The 13,572-nt window shown below is 30.4% G+C and carries 9 protein-coding genes and 4 pseudogenes; 11 read left to right on the top strand and 2 right to left on the bottom strand.

Going from position 1 to position 13,572, the window contains the following annotated elements:
* Nucleotides 1-307: 307 nt before the first annotated feature.
* Nucleotides 308-1,363 carry an aldose epimerase family protein gene (locus CLVI_RS16335; protein WP_106061200.1) on the bottom strand — a complete coding sequence of 352 codons (1,056 nt, stop codon included), beginning with the start codon at nt 1,361-1,363 and terminating at the stop codon, nt 308-310.
* 207 nt (nt 1,364-1,570) lie between these two features.
* Here CLVI_RS16335 and CLVI_RS18035 point away from each other — a divergent pair, with 207 nt between their 5' ends.
* Nucleotides 1,571-1,699 carry a hypothetical protein gene (locus tag CLVI_RS18035; RefSeq protein WP_278320541.1) on the top strand — a complete coding sequence of 43 codons (129 nt, stop codon included), beginning with the start codon at nt 1,571-1,573 and terminating at the stop codon, nt 1,697-1,699.
* Here the strand turns inward: CLVI_RS18035 and CLVI_RS18130 are convergent.
* Nucleotides 1,681-1,838 (bottom strand): annotated as a pseudogene (locus tag CLVI_RS18130) (NAD-dependent epimerase/dehydratase family protein); the annotation flags it as partial. The gene CLVI_RS18035 and the pseudogene CLVI_RS18130 overlap by 19 nt on opposite strands.
* A 258-nt stretch (nt 1,839-2,096) precedes the next feature.
* Between CLVI_RS18130 and CLVI_RS18030 the strand changes: the two are divergent.
* The 10 genes and pseudogenes from CLVI_RS18030 to CLVI_RS16280 form a co-directional block, all read left to right on the top strand.
* Nucleotides 2,097-2,279: pseudogene (locus CLVI_RS18030) on the top strand (AraC family ligand binding domain-containing protein); the annotation flags it as partial.
* Nucleotides 2,280-2,683: 404 nt separating this feature from the next.
* A pseudogene (locus tag CLVI_RS16320) lies at nt 2,684-2,893 on the top strand (FGGY family carbohydrate kinase); the annotation flags it as partial.
* A 342-nt stretch (nt 2,894-3,235) separates the two neighbouring features.
* The gene (locus CLVI_RS16315) at nt 3,236-4,093 is read left to right on the top strand and encodes an AraC family transcriptional regulator (protein ID WP_106061196.1); all 858 of its coding nucleotides are present in this window, start codon (nt 3,236-3,238) and stop codon (nt 4,091-4,093) included.
* A 236-nt stretch (nt 4,094-4,329) separates the two neighbouring features.
* On the top strand, nt 4,330-5,832 hold the full coding sequence (gene xylB / locus CLVI_RS16310) for a xylulokinase (protein ID WP_106061194.1): 1,503 nt from the start codon (nt 4,330-4,332) through the stop codon (nt 5,830-5,832).
* 80 nt (nt 5,833-5,912) lie between these two features.
* Entirely contained in the window at nt 5,913-7,058 is a 1,146-nt protein-coding gene (locus CLVI_RS16305) for an ROK family transcriptional regulator (RefSeq protein ID WP_106061192.1), read from the top strand.
* A 127-nt stretch (nt 7,059-7,185) separates the two neighbouring features.
* Entirely contained in the window at nt 7,186-7,833 is a 648-nt protein-coding gene (fsa, locus tag CLVI_RS16300; RefSeq protein ID WP_106061190.1) for a fructose-6-phosphate aldolase, read from the top strand.
* Nucleotides 7,834-7,899: 66 nt separating this feature from the next.
* A pseudogene (tkt, locus tag CLVI_RS16295) lies at nt 7,900-9,891 on the top strand (transketolase).
* Nucleotides 9,892-9,935: 44 nt separating this feature from the next.
* Nucleotides 9,936-10,559: a DUF4867 family protein gene (locus CLVI_RS16290; RefSeq protein WP_106061188.1), complete on the top strand. Its 624-nt coding sequence runs from the start codon at nt 9,936-9,938 to the stop codon at nt 10,557-10,559.
* Nucleotides 10,560-10,587: 28 nt separating this feature from the next.
* Nucleotides 10,588-12,069: an L-fucose/L-arabinose isomerase family protein gene (locus CLVI_RS16285; RefSeq protein ID WP_106061186.1), complete on the top strand. Its 1,482-nt coding sequence runs from the start codon at nt 10,588-10,590 to the stop codon at nt 12,067-12,069.
* A gap of 433 nt (nt 12,070-12,502) precedes the next feature.
* Nucleotides 12,503-13,450 carry a right-handed parallel beta-helix repeat-containing protein gene (locus CLVI_RS16280; RefSeq protein WP_106061184.1) on the top strand — a complete coding sequence of 316 codons (948 nt, stop codon included), beginning with the start codon at nt 12,503-12,505 and terminating at the stop codon, nt 13,448-13,450.
* Nucleotides 13,451-13,572 lie beyond the last annotated feature (122 nt).

Below are 13,572 nucleotides of genomic sequence, written 5' to 3'. Positions count from 1 at the left end.
TGTGGATTAAAAGGATTTGGAGATATTAGTTACAATTAAGAGTAAAAATGCTTAAGGGAAGTTATAAATATATACTGTAAAATAATGGATAATAAAATAGTTGCCCACTTTTACTTGACTCAATCTTCTTATGTGAGTTATTTGTTTTTTAGCGAAAATAGTGTATCACAAAAGAATGGCTTCTTTAAGTACTTTGATTTAAAAAGAAACTCGGTTTTTTACCTTGCAAGTCGAGGTGACCCTAAAAATCAAAGTTAGAAACGGTAAACCTCACACTATTAAAATTTGCATTCCAATTTTAATAATTCTATAAAATTGAAAATTTATATATTGTAGTACTATTATATTCTTCACTAGATTCTAGTAGTGGAGAAGTAAATTTATTATTATTTATAGCATTAGGAACATATTGAGTTTCAAGACAAAGTGCACCTCTCTTTTCATAGGAAATACCACCTTTTCCAATATCATATCCATCCAGGAAATTAGCACTATAAAATTGTAGTGCTGGTTTTGTAGTATAGACGTCCATAACTCTACCTGTAGTTTCATCAACTAATTTAGCAGCTATTTCATGAATATTTCCATTAGACTTTAACATCCAATTATGATCATATCCTAAGCCAAAGTGAAGTTGCTCATAATCAACATTGATTTCCTTTCCAATGGGCTTTAATGTTTTGAAGTCCATTGGAGTTTCAGTTACTACTCTAACTTCTCCAGTAGGGATAGAATATTTATCATTTAAAGTAAACTTATCTGAGTTAATCATTAGTTTGTGGTTTAAAATATTTCCAGATCCATGTCCACTTAAATTAAAGTAAGAATGGTTAGTAAGATTAACAATAGTAGCCGTATCACTTACTGCTTTATATTCTAATTTTAAAGAATTATCTTCTAGAAGAGTATAGGTAACGTTGACAGTAAGATTACCAGGATATGATTCTTCACCATCTTTACTAAAATAAGAAAGCTCTAATACATTATTTTCATTATCAAGTATTTTGGCATCCCAAACAACTTTATCAAAACCTTTAATACCACCATGTAGGTGGTTATTACCATCATTTTGAGCTAATGAATATTCGTTATATTTAATTTTGAATTTCCCATCCTTGATTCTATTGGCACAACGACCTATTGAAGCACCAAAATATTTAGTCCCCTTTTCATAGAGAGCAATATGGTCATACCCTAATACAACATCATCAAAGTTACCATTTTTATCAGGAACAATTATAGAAACCACTGCAGCTCCATATGTAACGATTTGTACTTTCATACCATTATCATTTGTAAGAGAAAAGATATTTACATCAATGTTATCTTTTGTTTTTCCAAAGTCTTTTCTTATAATAGCCATTACAATGCCTCCTTTAGTATAAGATATAAAATGTACAGTATCTATTTTAATTAAGCTATTCGATAAGATTATTTTCCTGCTACATTTATAAGAACTTGTTGAAGAATAAAATTTATAAGCCTATTTATTTCATGATTAATCATATTATAAGTCTACTATTCAAAGCCATATGGATGAGTTTCGTGCCAAGTCCAAGCATCCTTAATAATGTCTTTAACATTTGTATATTTTGGAATCCATCCTAAAACATTTCTTGCCTTTTCACTTGAAGCAATTAATTGTGCAGGGTTTGCGGCTCTTCTTTCACCTAAGACAACCTTAATATCACCTTTATAAAACTTTGCTTTTTTATTAACAGCTCCAATGTGACTGCTTTGTAAATTATCTACTATACTACATCTTTACCTTGTTCTATAAGCTTATGAACTGAATGAGAACCTATATATCCAGCACCACCACAAACCCTAATTGACATAAATAACAACTCCTTTTTGAATCATATCGTTTAGTTATCAAAGCGTATGTTCCAATAGTAAGTGCACAAGGAAATACATTGCACACTTTATAGTATTAGAGTAATCGCTTACTATGAAAAAGTAAAGATATAAATTTGAAAATTTTTTAATTCATCCACAAAAAATATTTTCTTAATTTTCAAGAAATTTAAAGTGAAAGTTAAGTTAGTTTAGAATATATAAATAAATTTAAGATTTGATGCTGGTATACATGCTGGGAACATGAACATGAAAGCTATGAATGGATTTATATTGAAAAAGGAACAATGAAATATTGGTGTAACGGTATTTGTATGCAAGCTTCGGAAGGCGATTTTAAGTTAAATGAGATTTCAGAAAAAGTTGGAATGTTTGATGAATTTCATTTTTTAAAAAGATTCAAAAAGCTTGTTGACGTGTAGCCAAAAGACTATAAGAACAAGACTTAAAATATGAATATACATTTTGATTGCGATAAAAAAATTATCAAATGATTTAACTACAAAGGCAGTATCAAAAGTAGCAGATATAACAAAGTATAGTACATAGAAAGAGAGTTTAAATGAAAAAATCATTTAGCTCTCTTTTTTTAAAAAAATAGAAAATTTTGTTTAATTATTAAGTAAATTAAGCAAATTTGAATATAAATAATTATGAAAAAGTTTACTTAGATATATTGACTAAAAAAAAAAATAGAAGTATAATCAACTTATTAAAATACATTTAAAAAGTTAATTTAAAACTTAAATATATATCTAAAAATAGGAGGGTTACTATGAGATCCTTATTAGGATTGGATATTGGAACATGAAGAACTAAGACAGTTTTATTTGATGAAGAAGGAAAAATAATAAAAACTGCAACCTATAGATATGATTTATTTCAACCGCAAGCAGAATGGGCAGAACAAAACCTAGAGGCGTGGTGGCAAGCATGCGTTAAAGGAATAAAGGAAGTTATTGAAAAAAGTAATATACAAGCTTCTGATACTAAAGGTGTTGGATTAAGTGGTCAAATGCAGTTAGAGTATAATTGACATAAATAACAACTCCTTTTTGAATCATATAGTTTAGTTATCAAAGCGTATGTTCCAATAGTAAGTGCGCAAGGAAATACATTTCGCACTTTAAAGTTTTATAGTAACCGATTACTATAAAAAGTAAAGATACAAATTTAAAATTTTTTAATTCAGCCAAAAAATGTTTTCTTATTTTTTAAGAAATTTAAAGTGAAAGTTAAGTGAGTTTAGAATATATAAATAAATTTAAGCTTCCACGCTGGTATACATGTTGGGAGGGTTACTTTTTGTAGGGAGAATAGTAATTGACTTCTGCGGTTGTAGAACAATAATTTTATAAAATTAAAAAGGTGGGTATTTATGGATATATATGAAAATAAAATAGGTCTTCGATATAACGTTGAGGAAGATATACTGAAATATTATGCGATTCCCCAATTTATCCATGTGGGAAGGATAGAAACAAAAGAACATTGGGATTGCTGGGAACATGAACATGAAAGCTATGAATGGATTTATATTGAAAAAGGAACAATGAAATATTGGTGTAACGATGTTTGTATGCAAGCTTCGGAAGGTGATTTTTACTATATACAACCCGGACAAACACATAAAGAGGACAGCTTAACATCTGGGGTGGATTTCTATTACATCAAATTTGGGTATTTTGATTTAAGGGGGAGACCGTTTTTTCTTATGCCATTTCCAGGGGATCCTGAAAATCAAATAGTTAGGAGAATTGACAACGATTTCAGAGAAATGATAAAAAGTGTGTATAGAGAGGGTATAGGCAAACAACCTGGAGCAAAGCAGATTATTGAGGCAAAACTTCTAGAAATGATATGGATTATTAGACGGAAGCTTAATACTTGTGAGGAAACAAAGGAGCAACCAGACCGTAGAACTGAGCTTACTAGAACAGCTATAAAATATATAAAAACAAATTACTCCAAGAAGATTTTACTTGAAGATATATGTGAGCACTGTGAAATTTCAACTGGCTATTTGTCTCATGTTTTTAAGAAAATTACGGATTTCTCTCCACTACAGTATCGAGATAGGATTAGGATGGAGGAAGCAAAGAAACTCATAAGGGAAGGTGATCTTAAGTTAAATGAGATTTCAGAAAAAGTTGGAATGTTTGATGAATTTTATTTTTCAAAAAGATTCAAAAAGCTTGTTGGCGTGTCACCAAAAGACTATAAGAACAACGCTTAAAATATGAATATACATTTTGAATGTAATAAAAAAATCATTTAGCTCTCTTTTTTTAAGAAAGTATAAAATTTTGTTTAATTATTAAGCAAATTAAGAATATAAATAATTATGAAAAGTTTACTTAGATATATTGACTAAGAAAAAAAATAGAATTACAATAAACTTATTAAAATACATTTAAAAAGTTAATTTAAATATTAAATAAAAAGTATATATTTAAAAATAGGAGGCTTATTATGAGATACTTATTAGGGTTGGATATTGGGACATCAGGAACTAAGACAGTTTTATTTGATGAAGAAGGAAAAACAATAAAAACTGCAAACTATGGATATGATTTATTTCAACCGCAAGCAGGATGGGCAGAACAAAACCCCGAGGATTGGTGGCAAGCATGCGTTAGAGGAATAAAGGAAGTTATTGAAAAAAGTAATGTACAAGTTTCTGACATTAAAGGCGTTGGATTAAGTGGTCAAATGCACGGCCTTGTTTTAGTGGATAAAAAATATAATATAATTAGAAATTCTATAATATGGTGTGACCAAAGAACGGAAAAAGAATGTGAGTACATGACTAAGGTTATAGGGAAAAAAAGACTTATTAAAATAACAGGAAACCCTGCTTTAACTGGATTTACACTTTCAAAATTATTGTGGGTTAGAAATAATGAACCAGATAATTATAAGAAAATATATAAAGTACTTCTTCCAAAGGATTATATAAGACTTAAATTAACAAATGTATTTGCAACAGAAGTTTCAGATGCTAGTGGTATGCAAATGTTAGATATAAATACTAGAAATTGGAGTGATGAAGTACTAAATGAGTTAAATATAGATAAAACTATATTACCAGATGTTTATGAATCAATTGTTATTAGTGGACGTATTACAGAAAAAGCCTCTGAATTAACAGGATTAGATGTAAATACACCTGTTGTTGGAGGCGCAGGAGATCAAGCAGCTGGAGCGATAGGAAATGGAATAGTAAGTGAAGGAATAATATCAACAGTAATAGGCACATCAGGGGTTATATTTGCAGTAACGGACACACCTAGATTTGATAAAGAAGGAAGAGTTCATACTTTATGTCATGCTGTTCCTAATAAATGGAATATAATGGGTGTTACTCAAGGTGCAGGATTATCATTAAATTGGTTTAAAAAAACTTTTTGTGCTAAAGAAATTGAAGAAAGCGAGAATTTAGGAATTGATATATATGATATATTAAATAAAAAAGCATCAAAATCAAAGCCAGGATCTAATGGAATAATATATTTGCCATATCTTATGGGAGAAAGAACACCTCATATAGATCCAAATGTAAAAGGGGCATTCTTAGGGATATCACTTATAAATAATCATGATGACTTTGTACGTAGTATATTAGAAGGTGTAAGTTTTAGTTTAAAGAATTGTCTTGACCTTATTAAAGATATGAATGTAAGTATTGATGAGATAAGAGTAAGTGGTGGTGGTGCGGAAAGCAATATATGGAAACAAATATTAGCGGATGTTTTCCAATATCCATTAACCACAGTTAAAGCATCAGAAGGACCGGCCCTTGGTGTGGCAATACTTGCAGGCGTTGGAGTTGGAATATATGATTCAGTAGAGTCCGCTTGCAGTAAAATTATAAAAGGAAATGCAAAGGTCAGTCAAAATACTGATCTAAAAGAAGTGTATTCTAAAGTATATAAGGTATACAACTCAGCTTATCCTAAAATAAAAAACATTTAATAAAAATAGTAATAGTGATATTATTTAAGAAAAGCTATTATTGTCTATAATAGTAGGCGAGAGGGGTATTTTCGAATTTTATGGAGATGAATCATAGTAGAATAAAGGAAACGAATAGGAAAAAGATAATAAAACTATTATTAGAGAAAAATGAAATTACTAAATTGGATATATCTAGAAAGTTAGATATAAGCATTACAACGGTTTCTACTAATATTACTGAATTAAAAAATGATGGTATTGTAGAAGACGTAGGTTCATTAGAATCTACTGGTGGACGAAAAGCTATTGCAATTAAACTAAATGAGAACTGTAGATATTCCATTGGAGTAGCATTAACACCGAAGCACATAAAGATATCACTAGTTAACTTAAAGAAAAATATTATTGAAAATATAAGGATTAGGCATAAAAATGATGGAATAGAAAATATAATAGTTCTTCTTAGTGAAAATATAGAGATGATAATTAACAAGTATAATCTAACTTCTGAAAATTTATTAGGACTTGGAATTTCACTTCAAGGAACTGTAGATTTTAAGACGGGTAGAGTAAAATATTGCTACCTTCTAGGCATAAAAGATTTTGGTTTAAAAGAAAAATTTGAATATCTGAATGTACCCATATATGTAGATAATGAAGCCAATTTATCAGCTTATTATGAATTTTTAAATAGAAAAGATGAGTTGAAGAATTTATTATATATATCTATAACAGATGGGTTAGGTCTTGGGATTATAATAAATGGCAAAATATATAGGGGTGATAATAATTCTTCAGGCGAAATGGGCCATATAAAAATAACTATTAATGGAAAAAAATGCAAATGTGGTGCTAGAGGGTGCTTAGAGGCATATACCTCTATGAATTCTTTAATAGAAAATTATAATGAAGTATCATGTTGCAAGGTCTCGGATATAGATGAATTTGAAGAAAAGTATATTCAAAAGGATGAAATAGCAGAAAAGACATTAAATAAATATTTAAAGATATTAGGTCTTGGTATATCAAATTTGATTATGATATTAGACCCAAACACTATAATGTTGGGTGGAGATATAAATAATTTATTAAAAGATAAAATAGATATGTTAATAAAATATATTTATAAGGATAATTTATTTACCGATGAAAATAGTTGCGCAATTAATGTTGCGAGTTTTAAAGAATCTTATTTGTTGGGCGCAGCAATGATGCCTATAGAAGAATTCTTGGAAATTAAATAGTAGAGTAGTAAAAGCTACTCTATTTATTTGGCAACTTATTAAACAATATTTAAAAAGACATTATATATGTTTTTAAATTTTTAAATAATAATATAATCAAAAATATAAAATAGGAGATGTTAATAAAATGAGATTTTTTTTAGATACAGCAAAAATCGAGGATATAAAAGAAGCAAATGAAATGGGAGTAATAAGTGGTGTTACTACAAATCCATCTTTAATTGCTAAAGAAGGTAGAGATTTTAATGAAGTTATAAAGGAAATAACAGAAATAGTTGACGGGCCAATAAGCGGAGAAGTTATAAGTGAAGATGCGCAAGGGATGATTAAAGAGGGAAGGAAAATCGCAGCAATTCATAAGAATATGATTGTAAAGATTCCAATGACAGCACAAGGGCTTAAGGTAACTAAAATTTTAGCTAGCGAAGGGATTAAAACAAATGTAACTTTAATTTTCTCAGCAACACAAGCACTACTCGCAGCTAATGCAGGAGCAACATATGTAAGTCCATTCTTAGGAAGAATAGATGATATTTCAATGGATGGAATGGAACTAGTTAGAAATATTGCAGATATATTTGAAATTCATGGAATACAAACAGAAATAATAGCAGCTAGCGTAAGAAATCCAATTCATGTTATTCAAGCAGCGCAGGCTGGAGCAGACATCGCAACAATACCTTATAGCTTAGTTTTGCAAATGATAAAACATCCATTAACAGATCAAGGGCTAGAGAAGTTTAAAGCAGATTGGGCAGCAGCATTTGGGAAATAACAATTAGACACTATAAAGTTGTACAGTGAAAATATAATAAAATTAATTAGTAAAGTGAGGAACAATATGAGTAGAGAATTAGATAAACTATCGATTAATGCAATAAGAGTGCTTTCAGCAGATGCTATTCAAAAGGCAAATTCTGGTCATCCAGGATTACCACTTGGAGCAGCTAGTATGGCATTTACACTATGGATAAAGATGAACCATAATGGGAAAAATCCGACTTGGGATAATAGAGACAGATTTGTATTATCAGCAGGGCATGGTTCAATGCTTGAATATTCATTATTACATTTATTTGGATATGGATTAAAAGTTTCCGATATTAAACAATTCAGACAAGTAGGTAGTTTAACACCAGGACATCCTGAATATGCTCATACTAAAGGGGTTGAAGTTACAACAGGATAGCTTGGACAAGGAATATGTAATGCGGTAGGTATGGCTATGGCAGAAGCTCATCTTGCAGAAAAATTTAATAAGCCAAACTATAGTGTAGTTGATCATTATTCATATGCAATATGTGGAGATGGTTGTCTTATGGAAGGAATTTCAGGAGAAGCATCATCCCTTGCCGGAACTTTAGGTCTTGGAAAAGTGATCGTATTATATGATTCAAATAATATTTCAATTGAAGGAAGCACAGAGATAGCATTTAGAGAAGATGTTGCTATGAGATATGAAGCTTATGGATGGCAAGTATTGAAAATTGCAGATGGAAATGATATTGATGCAATAGAAAATGCAATAGAGGAAGCTAAATCAGAAACTTCAAAACCATCAATCATAATAGTTAAAAATCAAATTGGTTTTGGATGTGCAGCAAAACAAGGAAAAGCTTCAGCTCATGGAGAGCCTTTAGGTGTTGAAAATATATTAGAAATGAAAAAAAACTTTGGTTGGAAAATAGAACCTGCATTTTATGTGCCAGATGAAGTATATACAAATATGAATGAGCATATAAAAAAGGGTGTTTCAAAGGAAGAAGCTTGGAATAAACTATTTAAAGAATATAAAAAAGCTTATCCAGAACTAGCTGCAGAATATACTAAATGGTTAAGTGGCGAAATTGATAAAAAAACATTATTAAACAATGAAGAATTATGGAGCTTTGATAAAGAAATGGCTACAAGAGAATCTTCAGGAATAATGATAAATAGATTAGCTAAGTTAATTCCTAATTTAATAGGAGGATCAGCTGATCTTGCTCCTTCAAATAAAACTTATATGGCTGGTAAAGGAGATTTCTCAGACGAAGATAGAAGCGGACAAAACCTTCACTTTGGAGTTCGGGAAAATGCTATGGCAGCTATCGTTAATGGTATGTATGCTCATGGCGGACTTAAAGTATTCTGCTCAACTTTCTTTGTATTTAGTGACTACATGAAGGGTGCTATGAGATTATCCGCAATAATGAATCTACCAGTAGCCTATGTTTTAACTCATGATAGCATCGGTGTCGGAGAAGATGGACCAACTCATCAACCTATAGAACAGTTGGCAGCACTTAGAAGTATGCCAAATATGACAGTATTTAGACCAGCTGACTCAAAAGAAACAGCAGCAGCTTGGTATTATGCTGTAACTAATGGAGCTACACCAACATCATTAGTTTTAACAAGACAAAAGTTACCACTATATGATGGAGACCCTACGAGAGCATTAAAGGGTGGATATATCCTTAAAGATTCTAAGAAAGACATTCCAGATATACTTTTAATGGCATCAGGGTCAGAAGTAGAATTAATATTTAAAGCAGCATCTGAATTAGAAGCTAAGGGAATAGATGCAAGAGTTATAAGTATGCCATCATTCGAGTTATTTGATACTCAAGATGAAGCTTATAAAGAATCTGTTATGCCAAATAAAGTAAGAGCTAGAGTTGCTGTTGAAGCATTAACATCATTTGGATGGCACAAATATGTAGGTCTTGATGGAGATGTTATATCATTAGATACCTTTGGAGCATCAGGAAATGCAGACACTTTATTTAAGCAATTTGGATTTACTGTAGAAAATGTTGTAAATAAAGCAATTAATGTACTAATTAAATAAAAACATATCGCGAAATTAAAAATATAGAAGAAGGGATGATTAATATGGTTATTAAAAGTGTTACTGATAAAGAGTTCAAAAAATATGGACAAGTATTAAAAAAATACGATTGTTCTGAGCTAATTGAAAAGATGAAAAGCACAATATTACCAAGGGGCATAATATATGAACCGTCTATAAAAGAGCTTGAAGATTTAAAAATTGCTCAGGATTTAAGAAAAAGAGAATTTGGTGAGCTACCAATTCAAATAGGATATTGTAATGGTAATAATTATTTGCTAAATGCAGTTGAATATCACCGCTCATCCGAAATAAATGTGGCAGTAACAGATCTTATTTTACTTATAGGTTGTCAGCAAGACATTGAAGACGATTACTCATATGATACTTCAAAAATAGAAGCTTTTATGGTTTTAGCTGGTACCATAATAGAAGTGTATGCAACTACACTACACTATGCACCTTGCAATGTAAATGAAGATGGATTTAAATGTGTTGTTGTTTTACCAAGGGATACTAATTTATCTTTAGAAAATAATATTGAAAAACTTGGAGAAGATGCATTGTTATTTGCTAAAAACAAATGGTTAATTGGGCATAAAGATACTGATCTAGGTAATCAAGGAGCATTTATAGGCTTAGTTGGAGAAAATATATCAATAAAATAAAAATCATAATATAATGGAGGAATTAAAAATGAATAATATACCAGAAGTAAAATTAGGAATAGTTGCAGTAAGTAGAGATTGCTTTCCAATGGAATTGTCAACTAATCGTAGAAAGGCTGTAGTAGAAGCTTACAAGAAATCTAATGGAGATATTTATGAATGTTTAACAGCGGTTGAAAATGAAAAACATATGGAAAAAGCATTATCAGACCTTAAAAAAGCTGATGTAAATGCATTAGTAGTATACCTTGGAAATTTTGGACCTGAAACTGCTGAAACTTTACTTGCTAAAAAATTTGATGGACCTGTAATGTTTATTGCAGCATCAGAAGAAACTGGAGACAACTTAATTAATGGTCGTGGAGATGCGTATTGTGGAATGCTTAATGCAAGCTATAATTTAGCACTTCGTAATATAAAAGCATATATTCCTGAATATCCAGTTGGAACAGCAACAGAAGTTGCAAATATGATTTCTGAATTTGTACCAGTTGCTACTGCGTTACTTGGATTACAGAACTTAAAAGTTATTTCATTTGGACCTCGTCCACAAGACTTCTTAGCTTGTAATGCACCGATTAAACAATTATATAACTTAGGTGTTGAAATAGAAGAAAACTCAGAACTTGATTTATATGCTTCATTTAATGAACATGCAAATGATTCAAGAATTCCAGAGGTAATAGCTAGTATGGAAAAAGAATTAGGTGAAGGAAATAAAATGCCTGGTATTTTACCAAAACTTGCACAATATGAAATTACATTATTAGATTGGATGGAAGAACATAAAGGCTCAAGAGAATATGTTGTTTTTGCTAATAAATGTTGGCCATCATTCCAAACACAATTTGGATTTGTACCTTGTTATGTAAATAGCCGTTTAACAGCCATGGGAATCCCCGTATCATGTGAAGTTGATATTTATGGTGCATTAAGTGAATATATTGGAACTTGTATAAGCAAAGATGTTGTTACTTTACTTGATATTAATAATTCAGTTCCAGCTGATATGTATGAAAGCGAAATCAAAGGTAAATTTGATTATACATTAAAAGATACATTTATGGCATTTCACTGTGGTAACACAGCAGCATGCAAATTAACATCGTGTACTATGAAAAACCAAATGATTATGGCAAGAGCCTTAGAACCAAATGTAGAACCAAATATAACTAGAGGAACACTTGAAGGAGATATTGTTCCAGGTGATATTACCTTCTTCCGTCTACAAAGCAATGCAGAAGCACAACTTACAGCTTATGTGGCACAAGGAGAAGTTCTACCAGTTGCAACACGTTCATTTGGAGCTATTGGTATTTTTGCAATTCCTGAAATGGGAAGATTCTATCGTCATATATTAATAGAAAAAAGATATCCACATCATGGAGCAGTTGCATTTGGACATTATGGAAAGGCAATTTTCAATTTATTTAGATATTTAGGTGTTAATGAAGTAGGGTTTAATCAACCAAAAGATATACTTTATAAAACAGAGAATCCTTTTGAATAATATAATTAATTATTAAATTATAAATATGTATGCTGGGTAAATGAGTTAACATGTATCTAACTTTTTTACCTGGCATTTTTATACTCATAATTCACCCACTGCTCATTTGAATTAATAACCAATAGAATATAAAAAAGTTTAAAATAATAATATATTTTGTAATGTAATAAAGAAATTTAGATTATTTGATGAAGTCTATTTTTTATCAAAATTTATCAGAATAATCCATTTATTATTATATTTTTGGTAAAAATAGCAAGATTGAACATGAAATAATGAAGATTATACATGTTCATGAAAAGTATTACGCAACATTATAGTATTATAAATATAAAAGGGGGTATTGTAATGTATGAAAAAACACTTTCATTTTTTTTGGCCTTCATGCTTTTACTTACGGGGTACACAATGATCCCAATATCCAAAACTGTATATGCGGCTAGTGCAGAATACACAGGCAGGTACTGAAGGCGTTGCAATAGTTTCTAGATCGGGATTACCAGGAAGCTATATTACCTATAAGCCATATCCAGCACAACATCCTAAGTTACATGTGGTAAACTCATGGAATCATATTCTAATAACAGCTAGCTATATTAGAATTGAGGGATTTGAAGTAGAAGGAGATGCAAAAAATATTACTGTAAAGGATGAGGAGAGTGAATATGATTCCACAATAGCAAATGGTAAGGTGAATTGGAGTTCACCAACAACAAGGAAATTAAATACTAACGGCATTTCCGTCAGACCGGATTCTGACATGACTAAGTATGGTTTGAACACTTATATTATACCAAACCATGTTGAGATAATAAATAATAATGTTCACGATGTTCCAGGTGGTGGGATATATACTGACGAGGCAGATTATATAACAATAGAAGGCAATGTAGTTCATGATACAGCTATAGGCATGTTTGCTAACAGTGGTATATCAATTTTCCATAACCACAATACAGATGAAGAAAATACAAGCTATAAGAACGTTATAAGAAACAATATTTCATATCATAATACTCCTTATGTAAAATGGGTTCTTAATGGTAAGTGGTCTGATGGTAATGGTATCATAATAGATGATACTAAGTGCACTCAGAATATGAAAACTGATAGATATATTGAATATACAGGAAGAACATTAGTAGATAATAATATTGCATATGAAAATAGTGGTTCTGGAATACATGCTTTCAGTTGTGATAATGTAGATGTAATCAACAATACTGCTTATAATAACAATTCAGAACATCTTAATTGGGGACAAATATTTGCTCAAAATTCTAATAATGTCAGAGTAGTAAATAATATTGCTTATGCTAAAACAGGTAATATTGTAACCCTAAATTATGATAGTGTGAATAAAAACGTAATTTATTCGTAAGCGGTTAATAACTCGTCACGTTGACAGTCATTAACCGCTTATTTTCAATCCTTTTTATTTAAATAGCATTCAGCAGGAAGATTACTCCATGGAAATAGTGATTTAAATAAATCTGGATCATT

The sequence above is a fragment of the Clostridium vincentii genome (genome assembly GCF_002995745.1).
In the GTDB taxonomy this organism is placed as follows: domain Bacteria; phylum Bacillota; class Clostridia; order Clostridiales; family Clostridiaceae; genus Clostridium; species Clostridium vincentii.
The sequence above is the reverse complement of the archived record's forward strand: the minus strand, read 5'-3'. Positions and strand labels throughout refer to the sequence as shown.

Coding starts and splice junctions, on each gene's coding strand:
- CLVI_RS16335 (WP_106061200.1), bottom strand. CDS start 1,363: ATGGCTATTATAAGAAAAGACTTTGGAAAAACAAAAGATAACATTGAT.
- CLVI_RS18035 (WP_278320541.1), top strand. CDS start 1,571: ATGTCTTTAACATTTGTATATTTTGGAATCCATCCTAAAACATTTCTT.
- CLVI_RS16315 (WP_106061196.1), top strand. CDS start 3,236: ATGGATATATATGAAAATAAAATAGGTCTTCGATATAACGTTGAGGAA.
- xylB (WP_106061194.1), top strand. CDS start 4,330: ATGAGATACTTATTAGGGTTGGATATTGGGACATCAGGAACTAAGACA.
- CLVI_RS16305 (WP_106061192.1), top strand. CDS start 5,913: ATGGAGATGAATCATAGTAGAATAAAGGAAACGAATAGGAAAAAGATA.
- fsa (WP_106061190.1), top strand. CDS start 7,186: ATGAGATTTTTTTTAGATACAGCAAAAATCGAGGATATAAAAGAAGCA.
- CLVI_RS16290 (WP_106061188.1), top strand. CDS start 9,936: ATGGTTATTAAAAGTGTTACTGATAAAGAGTTCAAAAAATATGGACAA.
- CLVI_RS16285 (WP_106061186.1), top strand. CDS start 10,588: ATGAATAATATACCAGAAGTAAAATTAGGAATAGTTGCAGTAAGTAGA.
- CLVI_RS16280 (WP_106061184.1), top strand. CDS start 12,503: ATGCGGCTAGTGCAGAATACACAGGCAGGTACTGAAGGCGTTGCAATA.